Source organism: Candidatus Nitrosotenuis chungbukensis (genome assembly GCF_000685395.1).
Classification (GTDB): domain Archaea; phylum Thermoproteota; class Nitrososphaeria; order Nitrososphaerales; family Nitrosopumilaceae; genus Nitrosotenuis; species Nitrosotenuis chungbukensis.
On sequence record NZ_AVSQ01000020.1, the window covers coordinates 96,894 to 114,764 of the forward strand.

Genomic DNA, 17,871 nt, shown 5'->3' on the forward strand with positions numbered 1-17,871 from the left:
CTCGGCACTATTTAGGCGTTAGAATTATAGTCATATAGAGGAAAACGGGCAGGAACCACATGTACAAGCAGGGAAAATGGAAACTCTCCGATCTGTCAGATCACAAAAGTCCAAAATTTGCAAGGCAGATTTCTACTCTAGAAGGCAAGGTAAAAAAATTTGAGAAACTAAAAAAATCGCTAAATCCAAACATGTCGTCAAAGAACTTTCTTGGAATAATAAAAAACATCGAGGACATAGCAGAAAACGCAAGCGTCATTGGCGGCTATGCATCGCTATGGTATGCGTCAGACACCCAGTCAGACGAGGCAACATCTCTTGTCACACAAATGGCAAAGCTTGGCTCAGAAATAGATAACAAAACTCTGTTTTTTGATTTGTGGTGGAAAAGAAAGATTGATGAAAAAAACGCACTGCGCCTAATGAAGGACAGTGGAAACCTAAGAGAATACCTAAGACACAAAAGACTTTTGGCAAAATACTCACTGTCAGAGCCCGAGGAGAAAATAATCAACACGCTTGACGTTACTGGGTCTACTGCGCTTGTGAAACTGTATGACAAGATAACAAACGCCTTTGAGTATGTCATTACGGTAAACGGCAAAAAGAAGAAACTGACACGTGAAGAACTCACGGTTCTTGTTAGGAGCAACAGTCCAAAAACAAGGGAGCTTGCATACAAGACCCTGCTTACAAAATACACGAAAAACAAGGGCGTTTTAGGAGAGATTTACCAAAACCTTACACTAAACTGGAAAAACGAGGGAATTGAAATACGCGGCTATTCGTCGCCGATTTCGATTAGAAACATTGGAAACGACGTAGAGGACAAGACAGTAAACAGTTTGCTTGACGTTTGCAAGAAAAACTCCGATGTGTTTTACAAGTTTTTTGCATACAAAGCAAAGATGCTTGGATTAGAGAAACTAAGGCGGTACGACCTGTATGCGCCAAGCACAAAGAACATCAAGGAGAAAACATACTCCTACGAGAGCGCATCGAAGTTGGTCTTGAATTCGCTTGAGAGATTCAGCCCAAGGCTGTCCCAATATGCAGACAGAGTATTCAAAGAAAACCACATTGATTCAGAAATAAGGCCTGGAAAAAGAGACGGGGCATTTTGCAGCACAATCACACCAAAGATCACACCGTATGTTCTTGTAAATTACACTGGGCGTGCACGAGATGTATTTACGCTTGCACATGAATTGGGGCACGCGGTTCACAGCCAGGCAGCATCCGGCCAGTCAATACTGGTGGCAGAGGCACCGTTACCGCTTGCAGAAACGGCATCCACGTTTTCAGAACTGCTACTGTACGACAACATATCAGACCAGATGAACGATAGTGAAAAAATCACAATACTTTCTGAAAAAATAGACGACCTTTATGCCACAATAATGAGGCAGGCATTCTTTACAATATTTGAAATGTCCGCACACAAGCAAATTGCGGACGGAACCACGGTAGACGAACTATCAAAGACGTATTCTGCCAACCTCAAAACCCAGTTTGGGAACTCGGTAGAGTTATCAGACGATTTTGGAATAGAGTGGAGCTGCATCCCGCACTTTTTCCACACGCCATTTTACTGCTACGCGTATTCGTTTGGAAACCTCCTGTCGCTGTCATTGTTCCAAAGATACAAAAAGGAAGGGGCGAGCTTTGAGAAAACATACATTGAGATCCTAGCAGCTGGAGGGTCAAAAAAGCCAGAAACGCTGCTCAGCGAGTACGGAATTGACATTTCGTCGTCAAAATTCTGGCAAGATGGCTTTGATTACGTAAAGACGCAGGTAAAGGAACTAGTTTCGTTATAAGTAATTGAAAATGGGGCCAGCATCCTTTACGCACGGGATGCTGGCTTGTCCCCCTTCGGTTTGAATTCGATGTCTTAATGACTGGTTCCATTCTAAATAATTTAAACCTTTGAATTTTCGCAGATCTGGAAAAATAATGTGACAAATTCAGAGTAAACTTAATACTGAAAGCAGGGGCGCCTGTGGCTATGCACAAGGCAGTTTTGCCGCTTTTACTAATTTTCGTCATGGCGTATTCTGCAGGCATTGTGTTTGCAGAGCAAGCTCGTCTTGCAACGTATCATGAGGTAGCCCAAGTAATCGTGGATCAAAAGATATCAAACAATGTTACTGCGTCAATTTCTCTCCAGACAACAAGCATTCAAGAGTTTCAGATACCTCACGAACTTGATGCAAAGATAAGAAACAGCACTGACATTGTTGGAATCATAATTACAAATGAAAACCAGTGCGTTCTTGGAATCCATGACCAGATTTGCGTCATGATAAACACCAAAAGGGAAAGCAGTAAGGGCGGGATCATAGAGGCCCAAGACAAAGCACGAGAAATAGGCGACAGGTACATTGATGACATCAATAGTGCGTTTAGCCTGAATACGAAATTCCACTCCGTGTTTATCCACTATGAAGATTCCTCAAACGAGGCACTTGAGACATCAGGCCAAGTGTCAGGTGCCGGTACGATTTCTACAGTATACACAGCACAAGTTCAGAGTACCGACTATATGTTTAACAAAATTTCTGCCACTCTGATGCCAGCCCAAATTCGCAGCATGGGCGGATTCTTTGAGGTTGCCCAAAAGTTGGCAAAAGACGACAATTCCAGGATGACATTTACCATTCTTCCAAGAGAGCACGACTATGTCATGCAGCTCAAGGTATCTGAGAAATACCCAAACACTGCAAAAGACACAAAGGTGATAGATACGCTAAAACTTTTCAAAGTTGACGAAATACGAAAATCCAATTATTTTGCAGGCGGTTTTTTCCCCCTTAACTCACTAATACACGTAGTAGTGCTCCCGATAGATAATACTACCAGAATACACACCAACACAAACGTAATAGACGCGATTGAGAAAAATAATCAGACCATTCCGGCAGACATTACCGAGAGCGGGTGGTTCTTTAATTCCAAATCAGGGAGCAAGATAGAAGTAATGTATCTTTTTGGAGAGGAGTTTTCGGCAAAACGACAAGACCTCATCATGACACTTGGTGAAAAAGAAAGCGTGCCAGAAGAGGCAAATTTGCCAGGCGCAAACGAGATGTATGTTCTCATTGGAATCGGCACAGTAGCTGCTGGCGCTGCAGTATACTATCTAAAGGGATTTAGAACAAAGAAGAACGCCGCATAAACACAAGTATTCTCACATCATATTCTAGTAAGCATTGATTTTCCGTTTCTCAGGAACGTTTAGTTGATTATATAAAAAAAGAGTTGATTGGTCCTTTAACAGGAGAGATTTCTATTCATCAATGGTGAACTTGTGTAGATGTCAAGCTTGCCTGCATCACATGTTCCACCCGTCAATCCATATCCTGCTGAATAATGGATAGTCGCTGAATAGGAATGCTGATTTGCCAATGTTATTGAATAGTTTCCTTCCTCATCCACGGTTGCAGAATTGACAGAGCCTGTATCGGATGTGAAATCTATGGTAAGTGGTGCCGTAGCAGGTCCTGTAGTTGAAGCACTACCGCTTACCGTCACAAAGGGAATTACAGTCTGAGTAATTTGTGGGACGGTGGTAATAACTGCAACTGCTATTAGGACTGCGGCTATAACGCCGACTCCTATACCAATAATACGTATCTTTTTTGTATTCGTAGTCATCATGACAGATAATGTCGGTAATGCCTATTAAGCCGCGCTTACACTTGTGTTAGTTTTATGGACATGTTTGTCAATATCATAAGATAATCAACAGCCTGAAATAATCGGCAAGTTCTCTTTTGCCACTTTTGGCCAAAGTAGTATCATCGTGAGATGCTATTTTTTGATTTTGTATAATCGCGGAAATGACAGGTGTTTAGATTTCTCACACATTCGTGCCAACACATTCAGAAGATTATTAAGATCTGATCACGCCCGTATTGCAGACGCATGGGCATAATTTCCAAGATTAAAAACAAGGCAATAAAAGCAAGAAAGGCTACTGCAGATTTTACCGAGGACAAGATGCATGCACTAAGAGAGGAAGCTGCGTCAACTAATGAAATATTCAAGTCAGATAACCCAATTGTTAGGAAAACAGATACGATTGCAATACTGGTAAAAAAAGTAGGAAACTTTGAGGAATTTCAAGAAGCACTAGACAAGATAACCAGAGAAGGCTATGCATTTATGTTCAAAGAAGAGGTAAGAGATCTGCCAATCATATCAAAATTAAATCCATTTGGAGAGCTGTATTATTTTCAGAATACAAAATTTAGAACGCCTAACAGTTCATAGATCAGTGCGATTACATCAAGAGATTGTCTGTTTTCTCACATTCAGATTTATTTTCAACACTAGCCATATTTCATCAACACACCAGATAAAAAATTCAGAAACGACTATAGAATCAGCACTGCCGCTGCAAACACAGTAGTCCATCTACCTTTTGCATCGCCGACAGCTGTTTGTGTGACGTTCATTGACTTGTAGATTTGCCCAGAGATCTTCCATTGCTGCCTCTTTTCATCCCAGCTTTTGTCAATGTCAAACTGGATTCCAAGCGAAGAGGCAAGCATCTGCGCCGCGATGTCTTCTGCATAGTCGCCTGCCTTCTTTTCGTTTTGCCCAAATGCCTCGTATTCTGAGAGGTACCCGTATCTTTTCGGATCAGATGGCTGTGCAATGCCAACTGATGCCGAGATAAGTCGGTGCGGCTCGTTCGTCTGGTTTCGCGAATAAATCGTAAATAACACTTGGCCTGGTTTTATGAGGTTCAGTCCTTCTTTTTTTGAGACCAGTTTTGCCCCAGGAGGAAATATGCTAGAAATTAGAACTATGTTGGTTCCAGAGATGCCAGCATCTCGTAACGCATATTCAAAACTAGTAAGTCGGTCTTCGTGGACTCCCTTTCCCTTTGTTAGAAATAATTTTTTTGCAACTAAATCGAGCAAGTGATTTTTTGAAATTGGTTTTAATTATTTATACTTTTTAACCGTTCAGTTTGGACAGTGCCTGTGCAATTTGTTTGCCGTGCGATTCAACGTCGATGTCATAAAAGACATTACGGATTGTGCCGTTTTTGCCGACAATAAATGTCGAGCGCTTGGCAAGTCCTGCCAAATTCAGTCCGGCATATTTCTTGCAGACGTCTTTTGTAGTATCACTAAGATGCAAGTATGGAATATTGTACCGTTCCACAAAGGCGGCCTGATCATCTACGGTGTCAACGGATATGGCAAAGAGAACAGAGTCAGTCTTCAGTATGTCACCGTAAGCAGAGATAACGCTTTGCGCCATCTTGAAGACTTTTTTTGAGGGGCACATGAAAAGGCGGTTTTTTGGATAAAAGCACAAAACGACATTTTTTTTGTCTTTGAAAGACGACAGCCTGATTTTTTCCCCGTTGTTTGCCACAAGCTCAAAGTCTGGCGCTACATCTCCTTCCCGCATGAGAAAAATATGTCATATTATTATTTAACCGCTATCCATTGGAATTTGTGCAGTTCTTGTTTACGCTAGACAGCATAATCCAGTCAGAAGTATTTGTTATAGGGTACTATATTTTCACAGTTGCAACTTCGCTCATCCTAATCAAAGAGACAAAGCAGAGGATACGGGACCTTGCAAAGGGCGTAAAATCAATGATGTATGCGCCAATTCCAGTTGGCATAATGATGGCATATTTTGTATTTGCATACCCAATTGTTGAAAAGATTCCAATTTTGAATTGGAGTTGGCTTGGCTACAACATTGCATTTGGCCCGTTTGCGCGGGAAGGATTTTGGGGAGTGCTCCCGTTCATACCAATTTTGATCTACATGTTCGTCCACATCAATCACGCTGAAGAACTGTACTTTAGGAAATCAAAAAAAATGGTCATAGTGTGGGCCCTTACCCACATCGCAATGGGAATAAAGATCCACATGGCGCTTCTCTTAATGCCGTTAGGATTTTTGTTCAAATACGTCTATGACAAAAAAGGGATCAATCACTCATACGCAATGCATTTTGCGACAAACATGCTTGTAGTAGCTGCGCTATTTCTTACTCTTGCTGGCTGATCTCGGCTCCTGTGTCAAAAACAGATAGCCGCACATTGCCCCAAGTGACAAATTGATCACGCCAAAAATGGTAAGATATAGCATTGGATGAATCCAAAGGCTGTAAACTATTCCCCAAATACCAGCTCCAAAGAACAGCCCCATCAAGACCTTGAGCTTCTTTGGCGGAATGTACTTCATTTACCGAGTTTTGGATGTGGCACTATTAAAGATTGGCAAAAACAGGAATCTGATAACATTTTAAACTACTCACTTTTCTTAAAAAATTACGCCAATGTAGCTCAGCCTGGCAGAGCATCTGATTTGTAATCAGATGGTCGAGGGTTCAAATCCCTTCATTGGCTCACCTTTATCATATGTGTGGGTTAGTGTAGACTATGATTCGAATCAATCCCCTTGAAATAATTCTGTGGAATTTTCGAAAAAGCGAAAAAGACATAATTAGAATTTACGACAAGCTTGCCCCCTTAATGCAGCTTGGAAGCGGGGCAGACATGCTCAATTTTGGCTTGTGGGACAAAGGAATCACACAGCCACACCGGGCTCAGGAACGCCTCTGCGATCTGGTTTCAGAGATATCAGAGTTTTCTTCTGCAACAAACGTCCTAGATGTAGGATGCGGCTTTTGTTCGCCTGCGCTAAGGTGGAAGCAGCAGTTTGAGGGATTGGAAATTTTCTGCCTCAACATAAACCGCACACAGATCAACACTCCTGCCCCAAAGGAGAAACTTCGCCTGGTAAACTCCACTTCCGTCCTCATCCCGTTTTCAGATAAATCGTTTGACAGAATAGTGGCGCTAGAATCTGCCCAGCATTTTTACCCCCTGAAGAAATTTCTCGAGGAGTCAAGGAGAATGCTAAAACATGATGGAATGCTCGTCATGGCAATTCCAGTAGTGAATAACAAAAAAGGACTGTTCTCAAAGCTTGGAATCCTAAATGTCACGTGGACTTCGCAGCACTATCCAGCGGATCTCGTGGAGAATCAGATCAGAGGTGCGGGATTCGAAATATCAAAAATTGAAAAAATCGGCAAGGCGGTGTACGAGCCGCTTGCAGATTACTACATAGAGAACCGCAAATCAATGAAGGAAAAGTTTTCAGCAACGTATCCGTCATTTGTAGAAACGCTGGTGTACAAGTCAATGCTAAAAATGAAGAGACTTTCAGAAAGTGGCATCATCGACTATTTGGTGATAAAATCGCATCCAGTTCTCAAATAAAGACAGCATTACCCTGAATTTTTTCAGTTTTGAATGCAGTTTAGATGCAATCACACTTGAATCAGTCCAATTCCGCTAATCGACGTCGATACGCATTGTAATGGTTTATTAGGAGTAAGAAAGATCTTTGTTTCATCAGGCTATAATGACGGAATAAGCAATGAGCTTTTCTCTGTCATTGCTTAGGTAAACAAATTGACAACAACATTCGAACAACTAGGAATTAAAAAATCAATAGTAGATGGACTAAAGGAAATTGGGTTTGAGGCACCGTTTCCAATACAAGAGGCAACTATACCAGTATTACTTTCAGGACGAGATGTAATTGGCCAAGCTCACACAGGAACTGGCAAAACTGCAGCATATGCAATTTCAATGCTGCAAAATGTAGAGCCACGAAGAGGAATTCAAGGGCTCATTCTTGCCCCAACAAGGGAGCTTGCAGTCCAGATCACAACGGAATTTAAGAAATTTGCAAAACATGCAGGAATTAGAATCGTATCCATTTACGGCGGACAGGGGATGGGCGTTCAGCTTGACGCGTTAAGACACGGAGTTGAAATTGTCGTTGCCACGCCGGGAAGACTAATCGACCACCTAAAACGCGGCTCAATTGATCTTAAGGACATAAAGTATGTCGTGTTAGACGAGGCAGACACGATGCTCGACATGGGATTTATCGACGACATCAAATTCATCTTGGATCTCACGCCGGTAAACAAGGTAATGTCACTCTTTTCAGCCACAATGCCGCCTGCAATACTTAGACTGGCAGAAGACTATCTGAACAATCCAAAACAGTTTCTCCTTTCAGCAGATGATCTTAGCGGAGAGGGAATAGACCAGTCATTTTTGGTGATAAAAGACAGAGAGAAGCTAAAGCATCTAATCGATTTCATTAAAGAAAATAAAAAATCACAATCAATCGTCTTTTGCTCTACAAAAAACAGAACAAGAGAAGTAGCAAGAGACCTACGCGAAAATGGCTTTAACGCAGTAGCTATCGAAGGCGACATGTCACAACACCAAAGAGAAAATTCCATGTCACGCTTCAGAAGAGGGCAAGCAGACGTACTTGTCGCCACAGACGTTGCGGCAAGAGGAATAGACGTGCCAGAAGTTGCACTGGTAGTCAACTATGATGTCCCAAATCAAGAAATGGTTTACTTCCACAGAATCGGAAGGACCGCGCGTGCAGGTGCCAAGGGAAGGGCAATCACACTGGTATCATATTCATCAATTGGCGATTTCAATTTAATTAAAAGACAAATCAAAGTAACGATGACAGACCTGAACGAAAAGCTTGGAATACAGGTAAGCATACCAGACCCACTAAAACGAGATGCCGGATCACGTAGAACATTCGGCAGAGGCGGTGGTGGTAGAAGCTATGGTGGCGGAGGTCGAAGTTACGGCAGCAGATCAGACGAAGGAAGAAGTGGCGATAAACCAAGAAGCTATGGCGGAAGCGGAGGCGGCAGAAGCTATGGCAGTAAATCAGACGAAAAAAGTGGCGATAAACCAAGAAGCTATGGCGGAAGCGGAGGCGGCAGAAGCTATGGCAGTAAATCAGACGAAAGAGGCAGCAGTGATAAGAGCAGCAGAGGCCAGATGCATCATGCGCCAAAAGGGTCTGCACACAGGCGACGTTGGTAAATCTTTTTAAAAGTCAGCGAGTAGAGATATCAAATGCACATCGGTTTTGTTTTATTAAACTGTGATTTAGGCGCAGAAGAATACCTTCTTGAGGAACTCAAACAGATACCAGAAGTAAAAAACGCATACATCACTTTTGGGGCATACGACGTCATAATTGAGATACATGCAAAATCCCAAGACGAATTTGACAAGACAGTGTCAAACAAGATAAGGCGCCTATCCAGAGTCATGAGCACCATGACGCTAAAAGTAATTGCCCCCGAAGAATAATTATACAAGAATTCCATACAGAAATCACACTTGGAAAAAATAGAATATACCGGAACTGTTTGGGCGATAAACCACAACAACCCGGAACCACTAGTAGAGCACTGCATAAAGAAGCTTCAAGAGTACGGTATCAAAAAAGAAGACATACAGCTTACAGATGCCCCGGAGAACGTAAAGGTCGGCGCCATAGTAGTCGAGATTTGGCCATATCATCTTGACATTGCAAGGGTCAGAACCATAAGAAACGAGTCATTCATCAGCGGTTCTGTTATGCAGATTGAGCTAAAGGCAGACGAAGAAGGGACATACATAGACTAAGTTTTGTAGTTTAAAAATAAAGAATGATAATCAGAGAATCTGATTAACTGGCTGTCACTGTGCCTTTCATCCATGGATGAACGATGCACAGATAGTCGTATGTTCCTGCAGTATCGAATTTGTGTTTGAATGAGCCTTTTGCCATTAGCATGCCAGAGTCAAATGCGCCATTAGGATCAGTTACAGTGTGGGCTGCAGTGTCAACATTTTTCCAAGTTACTGTTCCTCCCACTTTGACTTGAACCTTGTTTGGCACAAAGCATTTGTCACCGCACTCAGTGTTTGTCGCTGTACCTTTTGCCATTTCGACAGTAACCATATCTGAAGCTGCCTTGCCAGTCGCCTTACCGGTTCCAGAATCCTTCTTGGCGTCAGCTGCCTTTTTGTCAGCTAGTTTCTTGGCGTCAGCTGCCTTTTTGTCAGCTAGTTTCTTGGCGTCAGCTGCCTTGTCACTCGTTCCATAATCTGCAGCATATGCAGATTGCATTACAGAGGTGCTAATCACACCTGCCAACAATGCAAAAATTGCAATACTTGCAAGTAATTTGGTGTTCATTATTGATCACAGACCTCGAGGTATAACATATTAAGATTGGGTAGAATTTCACATCATATTTTAGGAGCCAGAGCGCCAGGTTTCTCTCCATCTGCTTGTAATTTTTTAATATTTTTTCAACTAATTAATATCGAACACTTTAAACCATAAAAACAATTGAAAAAGCCAAAAAAGAAAGACAGCAAGGCCACATACGTTGCAGTCGGAGTCGGAATACTGATTGTCTCAGTGGTGATTTTCTATTATTATTCTGCAGATCAGGCAATAAACAGAGGGGAGTATTTTGGAAACAGCCTAAAGAGCATCCAAGACGACCTAAAACAGACACAGACGGAGTTTTACTCAAAAAAGAAAATGCTTGAAGAGGAAAGCATCACAAAAGAAGAATTCCTAAAATACACAGACACACACATCCAAAACATTCAGGACGTGCTCAAAAGATACAACGATCTTGTTCCTCCGCAGTCTTTTGCGCCATCACTAAAACTCTTCGTCTTGTCTACGCAAAAACAACTTGAAAGCGACCAGCTCCTAATAGAGTGGATAAGGACAAACGACACGTCAAGCAAGGTCAGATCAGACCTGCTCCTTCAAGAGTCGTTTGAAAACGAGATAGCGGCGCTTGATTCGTTTAACAAGGCAAAAAACAGATCAAACTAGAGCAGACCCTTTTCATGCAGCAAATCAAGTGTAGGTTCCAGCGTTCCAAGAATCGCGGTTTTTTCAAGCGAGACAGGATCTGTGAACTTTACTGGAAATGTAAGGCTCAGCATGTCCTGGTCAGTGTGAGATAGTCTAATTGCATGGTGCATTTGGTTTTGCAAAAGAAATTCCTTCCACGCCTCCAGCCGCAAGAGTGCATCAGAGAGATGACTTTCCACATACATGACATCCATGTCCTCCTCTGAGCCAAATATGCCAAACTTTACCATTGGAACAGTCAGGTATCCCCCCGGAACCTTGTCACGGTTTTTATGCATCTGCTCTATTACCTCGTCGGCTTTGTCTTCTGGAAAAATATTGCCGTAATCTGGGACAAAATACCCCGCTATGTTATGGTTCTTGTCAAAAATTCGAAAAAAGTCATCCTCCCGATCCAGTTTCCACATGTGACTCGATTTTTCATTAACTATTATAAATCATAAAATCATGAGCATACCAAGTGACAATTACAAAATACACGAAGGACTTTATCGATAATTTGGTGGACTACTACATCAGCGAAGCCCCATCATACAGGCAGATAGCAGAAGCATATGCGCCTGAAATAAACTCGGTTCCAGATGCGGCGTTTGGCATAATTACAGGATGCGTGTATTCTGCGTTTTTAAGGGCGTATGAAAATGAAAACAAAACAGTCGAGCTAGAAGACATTCAGGAATTCAACAAGATTCTCAAAGAAAAGGCACCCCTGATAAAAAAGGCAATACTTGAACAATAAACCAGAGGAAATAAATTCAAACAAGAATGAGTCAATCCATGTCTGAAACCACGCGGTATAGGGTCCAGCAGATAATTGACAGCGGCAACATTATTCAGATGTCACTGGCAGAGGACGTCCAGACAGAGTCCATATCGCAAAAGCAGCTAATCATGGATTCCGTTGCAAAAAAGCTGGATCCTGAGCTAAGAGAGCAGGTGCAGCCACTGCTTGAGGCAATACTGCAGGGACAGCCGACAATTAAGATAAAGAGCTACGATCAGGCCACCATATCCATTACAGTTCCAAGGATAAGATATGAAAGAATGGGAAGGCCGCAGGTAGGCGAGATTCTCGAAGTAAACATGTTCCGCTCAAAGTAGTTTTTCTATCTCAGATTCAGATTCAAGCGGCAAAGAACATGTAAAGTTTTTACACACAAACACGACTGTCTTCTCCGGGCTGAAGTCCTTTCCTGCAAAAAAAGGATATTTTGTCAGACTTTTCAATTGATCAGAGCCAGATATGGTCACAAGTATTGCCTCCGGAAGAAATCTTTTTGCCAGCAGGTTCAGTATGTTTTTGTTATTTGTGTTCAGCACTGTGATTTCTGTCGGGCTTTGCAGATACAGATAGATTGCATTTAGGAGATAGCCAAATCCAAACGGGTTTTCGGCAGCCATGATAGAAAACGACTCCATTGTTTTTAGCGAGATGTCCAGGAATTTTTTTTCTTGTGTGAGATGGTAAAGCCTCAGGAGGGAGCTTGCCGCAACCGAGTTCCCAGAAGGCATCGATAAATCATAGTTGTTCTTTGGCCTTATGATGAGCTTTTCGTGGTCGTCGGCAGTAAAGTAAAAGCTGTTGTTCTGCCCATCCCAGAAATGGTCAACTAGGTAATTTGCCAGATTCACCGCAAGATCCAGGTACTTGGAATCAGGGTTAATCTCAAAGACGTCAAGCAGTGCATTTATGAAATAAGAATAATCCTCAAGGTATCCCTTTAGCTTTGCCTGCCCATTTTTGTACGTGCGCAGCAAGTGATTTCCGGAGAGGAGGTTTTTTTCTATAAACGCGATGCATTTTTCCGCAGATTCCATATAGGATTTTTCCCCAGATACTCTGTACCCCTTTGCAAATGCAGATATCATAAGTGCGTTCCACGAGGTCAGCACCTTGTCATCAAGGCCTGGACGAATTCGGCGTGATCGCAATTCAAGCAAAATATCAGCCGAGTCTGAGATTATCTTTTTGACATCATCTTCTGACGTGCCAAAATGAAACGCGACAGTTGACGTGCTAATGTTGTTGTTCAGAATAGTATGGCCCTCAAAGTTTCCCCCATCAGTTACGTCATAGTATAGGCAGAAGGCGTCTGCGTTTTTCCCAAGTATTCCCTGGATTTCACTTTTCTTCCAGACATAGTACTTGCCTTCCTCCCCCTCAGAGTCAGCATCAAGTGCAGAATAAAATCCGCCTTCTGGGGACGTCATCTCGCGGGTTACAAAATTCAGCGTCTTTTGTATGACCTCAAGATAAAACGGGTCTTTTGTAATTTGGTATGCCTCAGAATACACAATTGGAAGTAAGGCATTATCGTAAAGCATCTTCTCAAAGTGCGGCACAAGCCACCTTGCATCAGTAGAGTACCGGTGGAACCCGCCGCCAATCTGATCAAATATGCCGCCCCTTGCCATTTTGTTTAGCGTCTTGAATACGAATTCTGAGAATTTTGAAATCTTTGAAATCTTGGAGTAGCGCAGCATAAAGGACAGATTTGCGGCGTTTGGGAATTTTGGCGCACTGCCAAATCCACCATACGTATTGTCTGCTATTTGCATTAGGTTCATCGCAGCCTCGTCTAGAATGGATTTTTCAAGCTTTGAGGGAGTGGTTATCTTTTCTGTCTTTTGCAGTGTTTCCATGAAGTTTTCCGCTGCCTTTTTGACGTCGTTTGGCTTTTCCTTCCAGGCCTGTGCCAGCTGCCTAAGCAGGCTTCCAAAGCCAGGCCTCCCGTAGCTGTCAAGTGCAGGGAAATACGTGCCAACGTAGAACGGCTTCTGGTCAGGTGTGAGAAAAACACTGAGCGGCCAGCCCCCCTGTCCAGTAGTCATCTGGCAAACCTTTTGATATATGTCGTCAAGGTCGGGCCTTTCTTCCCTGTCAACTTTGATGCTGACAAAATTCTGGTTCATTATTTCCGCAACGTCGTCGTTTTCAAACGACTCGTGCTCCATCACATGACACCAGTGGCACGAGCTGTACCCGACGCTAAGAAAGATCGGCTTGTTTTCATCCACTGCCTTTTTTAGCGCAGTTTCATTCCACGGATACCAGTTAACCGGATTGTGCGCATGCTGCAAAAGATACGGGCTTGTTTCATGAATCAGATTATTTTCTGCCACAGACATGGTTTGGCATTTAGAGTATTTGTGTCTAATTGAATTTTTTCCGCTCTTCAATATCAAAAATTGCAGCATCTAGTTTTGCAATCAGTTTTACTTTGGACTTTTGCGCCTTTTTGTTGTGGGTATAGTCCTTGTTTTCAACTAGTGTCAGCAGCTGTTTTAGGTCTTCAAGTTCCAACACCTTTAGCCCTTTTTTTGCCACCAGGTCAAGCAGTTCAACGCGCCTGCGATCGTCTTCTGTTATGTGGGACACAGATACGGTTTGGCGTGATCGAATTAATTTTTATCTAAAAGATGTGCATCGGGCCTGCGGTTAATTTGTGATGTGAGACACTAACTAGTGTATCGCCTATAAAACCAAGAGCCGCCCATGCCGGCTATCCCAATTACGACAAATGCCCATCTGGCATTGCCCGCACCTTCAAGATATCCAGATATCAGAAGAAAGACCCCCAAAGACAGTATGATCAAAGATATAATGAAAACGATTACCATCTTGTTGTCAGAATCGCTTCCCATGAATTAGTATGCAACTTGGAGTTAATATGCTTGTTCACAAATCCCAATAACGGTTTGGCGCATCGTCTAAAACAATCTAAAAATAACATGATTCCATACCGACATCATGTCAAAGATGCGCGCAATGCTGCTTGAGAGTCTTGCGCCAATTGAGACAAACCCGCTTAAGCTAAGGGAAATAGACAGGCACCAGATCAAAAGGCCAAACGAAATCCTAATGAAGATAGACGCGTGCGGCGTGTGTCGCTCCCAGCTGCACGGAATAGAGGGAGACTGGAAAAAATACGGCATACCGCCGGCACTGCCGACCGTTCCGGGGCACGAGATTGTCGGCACCGTAATAGAGACGGGTCCCAAGGTAACAAAATTCAAAGTGGGGCAGAGGGCAGGGATATCGCCACTTTACGGCTCATGCAGGGAGTGCGATTACTGCAGGGTTGGAAAGGAGCACTTGTGCGATTTGGCAGAGGTCACGGGGGAGTCGCTGCTTGGAGGATATGCAGAATACATCACCATAACAGAAGACTTTGCAACCATCGTTCCGGATTCTATGGAATCGGCATATGCGGCACCGTTGTTTTGCGCCGGAGTAACAGCATACAAGGCAGTCATGGCAAGTGAGCCAGAAAGGGGGAAAAAGACAGGCATCTTTGGAGTAGGAGGAGTAGGACACATGGCAGTAGAGTTTGCAAAGATCAACGGTTGCAGGGTAATCGGGTTTGCAAGAAGCAAAAGCCACCTAGATGTCGCAAAAAAAGTCGGTGCGGACAACGTCATCGAGTATTCAAGCAATCAGGGAGAATTCCTATCCTCGCTAAAAAAAGAAGAGGGGCTGCTTGATTCTGCAATTGTCTTTGCCCCATCAGAGTCGGTGACAGATGCTGCCATAAACTCTGTAAAAAAAGGCGGCACCATAGTTCTTGCAACGTTTGGCAACATACCAAGCTTCGATGTCACGCAAGAAAAGACGGTGCGCGGGACGCTGATAGGATCCAGAAAAGACATGGCAGACGTAGTCAGAATTGCAGCCGAAAACGATCTTAAAGTAATATACAAGACATTCCCGCTTGAGCAGGCAAATCAAGTGCTGATGCAGCTAAAGCAATCAAAGATAGAGGCAAGGGCAGTTCTCATTCCTTAAATTAAAGACGTTATTTTAAAAAATAATGAACTGCAAGCGGTGTCACCACATTGCCCAGATTCACGAGTCATCGACGCAGAGCGACTCGCTCATGAGGCTTGGCAAATGCGCAATACCCGGGTGCACATGCAAACAGTATCTTGACTCCATTGAGCGAATCGATGACGAACTGTTGTGATTTTAGGTTCATATAGCAAACAGGATGTTGCGTTTTTGATGAAAAAGCACGAGTCTGCAGAGGACATGAAAAAAGAACTCGACGTCTTGCTGTCCAAGCTAAACGCCCTTGAGATAATTGCCGCCGACGAGTTTCAAAAGGGAACAGTCAAGGTGCTAAGAAGGCTAGTCGAGGGCCAGATGCACTCGATAAACGAGTTTGAGCACCTAAAGAAGGCACTTGACCTCATCACGCTGCAATTGTTTGATGTAAAAAACAAAATCAGATCATGACTTGAGAACGGTATCAGACAGCCCGCACTCTGAGCACTTCATCAGTACCGAACTTCCCAGATCCTGCGATTTTTCCATTTTTGCGCCGCAGCATGGACAGACCATCTGTTTTGAAGACATATTGATCAATTACACGACGGCTTGTATTTGTGAATTATTTTGCCTGCCAGTCTTTTTCTTTCATCCGGGGTGGAATCCCACATCGGGTATACCGAAAGGTAGAGGTTTGCCTCAGAGCCTGCAGAGTCAATCCAGCATTTTGACTTTTCGTGTTTTTTGAAAAAATCCGCATCCTGTGATTTTTCCGACTCGCCAACGTAAATCATTTGAAATGAGTCTTTTGTTCGGTTCAGCAAAATGTAGATTACCTGCTCCATCGGAGGGCCCCATTCTGACAATTTGATCGGTCCAAGAAACTCGTAGCTTAGAATTTGAAGTGTCAACTGCCATGTTGCGGTTTGGTGGCTTTTTTCTTTTGTGCATGATTGGTCTTTGGAATGAGCTGCCAAGCCATGATTTTGTACGGATGAATCAAGTGTCGATTCGCCCAGGAACCGCATTGCAGAGGAATACACGTGGACTCAAAATAAAGCGAAAATCGTCATTTTAATTGGGTCTGGCAGGAAAAGATTATTCATTTAAAAGAATAAATCTCTCTAGAATTTGGGTTAGTTCATGGCAGAGCCACACAACTACCGAACAGTCGGATATTCCATGATAATGATATCTGCGGCACTTGTGGCAATCGGCCTGCTGTATCTTGCCATAGGCGAGGACGTCTTGTATTCAGACCACATCTCAAGGGAAAAGCAGATGGAATACAAGCAGATGGTGGAAGAAGCAAAACAGAGCGCGCAGCAAGGGAAGAATCTCTCAATAGATCTAAATGAAGAGATGAATGTACGGAACAATCCCTAGATCAGTATCCGTTTGAGTAGTCTTCCCACATATTTAGTCTTGATGTCATCTTGTTCATCTGGTACAGTGCACCCCCGATTATTCCGGCTTGGTAAAACGCGTACAGGTACACCTGAGAGTTGGACGGATGCGTGTGGGACAGGCTGAGCGCCACCATTGAGAAAAAGATGAACGTTCCAATAAACGTAAATGTGCTATTTACTATCCCGCCAAGACCTATCATTCTCCTTGTCGCCACCGCCATAAGCGATATGCTAGACAATATCAGAAACGTGAGTCCGCCATTTTGTGTTACAAACTGCGTAACCCACTGGGCAAGACCCATCTCAAGTATTGATTTTTCCGGAATCATGATTCCGCCCTCAAGCGCAAAACTGACAGCGCTAAAGAGCCCCCCAATGATGAAGAAAAACAGCATTATCTTGACGATTCCCCGTTTTATCGGGCTGCGGATTTCAGACGGCTTTATTGCACGCTCTGTGATTTTCATTCCAAAAAGAAATCCAATGAAGACAGTTGGAAAGTAGGCCATTTCTATCAGAAACGGAGATTCGGTAGTTATTTTCTGGATGTATGGCGCAAAAATCAGGAAAAGTGAGAGGGCAAGAAGCGCAGCGCTTGCAAAAAGTATCACGTTAAGGTACGGTACACTAGGCCGGTCATCTAGGTCAGCACTCCAGTTGTACATTTTGGACATTTTAGGAAATTAGATTAAAGAAAAGAACGAAAAATCATTTGGTCGATTAATCAATTTTTCTCTAGTCAGAAGAAATCCTAAATTCCAGAATTAGCCAGACATCACATCAAGGACAATTGGACGGCACATGGCAGTATCCAGTTAGCAACACTGGTAGATACAAGTGCAAAAGAAAGACGGTGAGTCTAGTTCGACTAGCCTTTGCCCAGACAATTCGCACTAAATTTGAAATTACAGACTAATTTGATTAA

The 17,871-nt window shown here is 43.1% G+C and carries 27 protein-coding genes and 1 tRNA gene; 16 read left to right on the forward strand and 12 right to left on the reverse strand.

Annotation, left to right across the window (positions count from 1 at the left end):
* Positions 1-59 precede the first annotated feature (59 nt).
* Together NKMY2_RS08510 and NKMY2_RS08515 are read left to right on the forward strand one after the other, a co-directional pair.
* Positions 60-1,820, forward strand: a complete 1,761-nt coding sequence (locus NKMY2_RS08510) for a M3 family oligoendopeptidase (protein ID WP_042687072.1) — start codon at positions 60-62, stop codon at positions 1,818-1,820.
* 188 nt (positions 1,821-2,008) lie between these two features.
* Entirely contained in the window at positions 2,009-3,178 is a 1,170-nt protein-coding gene (locus tag NKMY2_RS08515) for a hypothetical protein (RefSeq protein ID WP_042687076.1), read from the forward strand.
* Positions 3,179-3,273: 95 nt separating this feature from the next.
* Here NKMY2_RS08515 and NKMY2_RS08520 read toward each other — a convergent pair whose 3' ends face one another.
* Entirely contained in the window at positions 3,274-3,660 is a 387-nt protein-coding gene (locus NKMY2_RS08520) for a hypothetical protein (protein WP_042687079.1), read from the reverse strand.
* A gap of 267 nt (positions 3,661-3,927) precedes the next feature.
* Between NKMY2_RS08520 and NKMY2_RS08525 the strand changes: the two genes are divergently transcribed.
* Entirely contained in the window at positions 3,928-4,275 is a 348-nt protein-coding gene (locus NKMY2_RS08525; protein ID WP_042687082.1) for a hypothetical protein, read from the forward strand.
* 104 nt (positions 4,276-4,379) lie between these two features.
* On the opposite strand, the gene NKMY2_RS08530 is transcribed toward NKMY2_RS08525, so the two are convergent.
* A complete protein-coding gene (locus tag NKMY2_RS08530; protein ID WP_042687086.1) occupies positions 4,380-4,931 on the reverse strand; it encodes a pyruvoyl-dependent arginine decarboxylase in 552 nt (183 codons plus the stop codon).
* 37 nt (positions 4,932-4,968) lie between these two features.
* A complete protein-coding gene (locus NKMY2_RS08535; protein WP_042687089.1) occupies positions 4,969-5,430 on the reverse strand; it encodes a peroxiredoxin family protein in 462 nt (153 codons plus the stop codon).
* Between the two features lie 47 nt (positions 5,431-5,477).
* On the opposite strand from NKMY2_RS08535, the gene NKMY2_RS08540 reads away from it, so the two are divergent.
* Positions 5,478-6,041 carry a hypothetical protein gene (locus tag NKMY2_RS08540; RefSeq protein ID WP_238549820.1) on the forward strand — a complete coding sequence of 188 codons (564 nt, stop codon included), beginning with the start codon at positions 5,478-5,480 and terminating at the stop codon, positions 6,039-6,041.
* On the opposite strand, the gene NKMY2_RS08545 is transcribed toward NKMY2_RS08540, so the two are convergent.
* Positions 6,018-6,221, reverse strand: a complete 204-nt coding sequence (locus NKMY2_RS08545; RefSeq protein ID WP_042687092.1) for a hypothetical protein — start codon at positions 6,219-6,221, stop codon at positions 6,018-6,020. The two genes, NKMY2_RS08540 and NKMY2_RS08545, sit on opposite strands and share 24 nt — an antisense overlap.
* A gap of 90 nt (positions 6,222-6,311) precedes the next feature.
* Between NKMY2_RS08545 and NKMY2_RS08550 the strand changes: the two genes are divergently transcribed.
* The 5 genes from NKMY2_RS08550 to NKMY2_RS08570 all read left to right on the forward strand — a co-directional run bounded on the left by NKMY2_RS08550 (position 6,312) and on the right by NKMY2_RS08570 (position 9,511).
* Positions 6,312-6,385 (forward strand) — tRNA-Thr (locus NKMY2_RS08550).
* A gap of 33 nt (positions 6,386-6,418) precedes the next feature.
* A complete protein-coding gene (locus NKMY2_RS08555) occupies positions 6,419-7,264 on the forward strand; it encodes a class I SAM-dependent methyltransferase (RefSeq protein ID WP_042687095.1) in 846 nt (281 codons plus the stop codon).
* Positions 7,265-7,459: 195 nt separating this feature from the next.
* Positions 7,460-8,920 carry a DEAD/DEAH box helicase gene (locus NKMY2_RS08560; RefSeq protein ID WP_081781899.1) on the forward strand — a complete coding sequence of 487 codons (1,461 nt, stop codon included), beginning with the start codon at positions 7,460-7,462 and terminating at the stop codon, positions 8,918-8,920.
* A 33-nt stretch (positions 8,921-8,953) separates the two neighbouring features.
* On the forward strand, positions 8,954-9,193 hold the full coding sequence (locus NKMY2_RS08565; protein WP_042687099.1) for an Lrp/AsnC family transcriptional regulator: 240 nt from the start codon (positions 8,954-8,956) through the stop codon (positions 9,191-9,193).
* Positions 9,194-9,223: 30 nt separating this feature from the next.
* On the forward strand, positions 9,224-9,511 hold the full coding sequence (locus NKMY2_RS08570; protein ID WP_042687101.1) for a hypothetical protein: 288 nt from the start codon (positions 9,224-9,226) through the stop codon (positions 9,509-9,511).
* A gap of 43 nt (positions 9,512-9,554) precedes the next feature.
* Here NKMY2_RS08570 and NKMY2_RS10335 read toward each other — a convergent pair whose 3' ends face one another.
* Positions 9,555-10,067 (reverse strand): cupredoxin domain-containing protein, encoded by a 513-nt coding sequence (locus NKMY2_RS10335; RefSeq protein WP_052347678.1) that lies wholly within the window; start codon positions 10,065-10,067, stop codon positions 9,555-9,557.
* 156 nt (positions 10,068-10,223) lie between these two features.
* Here NKMY2_RS10335 and NKMY2_RS08580 point away from each other — a divergent pair, with 156 nt between their 5' ends.
* The gene (locus NKMY2_RS08580; RefSeq protein ID WP_052347680.1) at positions 10,224-10,727 is read left to right on the forward strand and encodes a hypothetical protein; all 504 of its coding nucleotides are present in this window, start codon (positions 10,224-10,226) and stop codon (positions 10,725-10,727) included.
* Here the strand turns inward: NKMY2_RS08580 and NKMY2_RS08585 are convergent.
* Complete coding sequence (locus NKMY2_RS08585; protein WP_042687103.1) at positions 10,724-11,176, reverse strand: hypothetical protein; 453 nt, start codon at positions 11,174-11,176, stop codon at positions 10,724-10,726. The two genes, NKMY2_RS08580 and NKMY2_RS08585, sit on opposite strands and share 4 nt — an antisense overlap.
* Before the next feature lie 53 nt (positions 11,177-11,229).
* On the opposite strand from NKMY2_RS08585, the gene NKMY2_RS08590 reads away from it, so the two are divergent.
* Together NKMY2_RS08590 and NKMY2_RS08595 are read left to right on the forward strand one after the other, a co-directional pair.
* The gene (locus tag NKMY2_RS08590; RefSeq protein WP_042687104.1) at positions 11,230-11,508 is read left to right on the forward strand and encodes a hypothetical protein; all 279 of its coding nucleotides are present in this window, start codon (positions 11,230-11,232) and stop codon (positions 11,506-11,508) included.
* A gap of 38 nt (positions 11,509-11,546) precedes the next feature.
* A complete protein-coding gene (locus NKMY2_RS08595) occupies positions 11,547-11,870 on the forward strand; it encodes a hypothetical protein (RefSeq protein WP_042687107.1) in 324 nt (107 codons plus the stop codon).
* Here the strand turns inward: NKMY2_RS08595 and NKMY2_RS08600 are convergent.
* The 3 genes from NKMY2_RS08600 to NKMY2_RS08610 all read right to left on the reverse strand — a co-directional run bounded on the left by NKMY2_RS08600 (position 11,862) and on the right by NKMY2_RS08610 (position 14,414).
* The gene (locus tag NKMY2_RS08600; RefSeq protein ID WP_042687410.1) at positions 11,862-13,892 is read right to left on the reverse strand and encodes a thioredoxin domain-containing protein; all 2,031 of its coding nucleotides are present in this window, start codon (positions 13,890-13,892) and stop codon (positions 11,862-11,864) included. The genes NKMY2_RS08595 and NKMY2_RS08600 overlap by 9 nt on opposite strands.
* A 31-nt stretch (positions 13,893-13,923) precedes the next feature.
* Positions 13,924-14,148 carry a hypothetical protein gene (locus tag NKMY2_RS08605; protein ID WP_042687109.1) on the reverse strand — a complete coding sequence of 75 codons (225 nt, stop codon included), beginning with the start codon at positions 14,146-14,148 and terminating at the stop codon, positions 13,924-13,926.
* 80 nt (positions 14,149-14,228) lie between these two features.
* Positions 14,229-14,414: a hypothetical protein gene (locus NKMY2_RS08610; protein ID WP_042687113.1), complete on the reverse strand. Its 186-nt coding sequence runs from the start codon at positions 14,412-14,414 to the stop codon at positions 14,229-14,231.
* Positions 14,415-14,520: 106 nt separating this feature from the next.
* On the opposite strand from NKMY2_RS08610, the gene NKMY2_RS08615 reads away from it, so the two are divergent.
* Genes NKMY2_RS08615 through NKMY2_RS08620 form a run of 3 tightly spaced genes read left to right on the forward strand, consistent with a single transcriptional unit; the run spans position 14,521 to position 16,005 of the window.
* The gene (locus NKMY2_RS08615; protein ID WP_042687116.1) at positions 14,521-15,555 is read left to right on the forward strand and encodes an alcohol dehydrogenase catalytic domain-containing protein; all 1,035 of its coding nucleotides are present in this window, start codon (positions 14,521-14,523) and stop codon (positions 15,553-15,555) included.
* Between the two features lie 25 nt (positions 15,556-15,580).
* Positions 15,581-15,733 carry a hypothetical protein gene (locus NKMY2_RS10920; RefSeq protein WP_177316540.1) on the forward strand — a complete coding sequence of 51 codons (153 nt, stop codon included), beginning with the start codon at positions 15,581-15,583 and terminating at the stop codon, positions 15,731-15,733.
* Between the two features lie 38 nt (positions 15,734-15,771).
* Entirely contained in the window at positions 15,772-16,005 is a 234-nt protein-coding gene (locus NKMY2_RS08620; protein WP_042687119.1) for a hypothetical protein, read from the forward strand.
* Here NKMY2_RS08620 and NKMY2_RS11030 read toward each other — a convergent pair.
* Positions 16,000-16,125, reverse strand: coding sequence for a hypothetical protein (locus tag NKMY2_RS11030; RefSeq protein WP_255347574.1), 126 nt, complete (start codon positions 16,123-16,125; stop codon positions 16,000-16,002). The genes NKMY2_RS08620 and NKMY2_RS11030 overlap by 6 nt on opposite strands.
* A 5-nt stretch (positions 16,126-16,130) precedes the next feature.
* The gene (locus tag NKMY2_RS08625) at positions 16,131-16,565 is read right to left on the reverse strand and encodes a hypothetical protein (protein WP_157832511.1); all 435 of its coding nucleotides are present in this window, start codon (positions 16,563-16,565) and stop codon (positions 16,131-16,133) included.
* Between the two features lie 115 nt (positions 16,566-16,680).
* On the opposite strand from NKMY2_RS08625, the gene NKMY2_RS08630 reads away from it, so the two are divergent.
* On the forward strand, positions 16,681-16,923 hold the full coding sequence (locus NKMY2_RS08630; RefSeq protein ID WP_042687121.1) for a hypothetical protein: 243 nt from the start codon (positions 16,681-16,683) through the stop codon (positions 16,921-16,923).
* A 1-nt stretch (position 16,924) separates the two neighbouring features.
* On the opposite strand, the gene NKMY2_RS08635 is transcribed toward NKMY2_RS08630, so the two are convergent.
* On the reverse strand, positions 16,925-17,611 hold the full coding sequence (locus NKMY2_RS08635; RefSeq protein WP_042687412.1) for a hypothetical protein: 687 nt from the start codon (positions 17,609-17,611) through the stop codon (positions 16,925-16,927).
* Positions 17,612-17,871 lie beyond the last annotated feature (260 nt).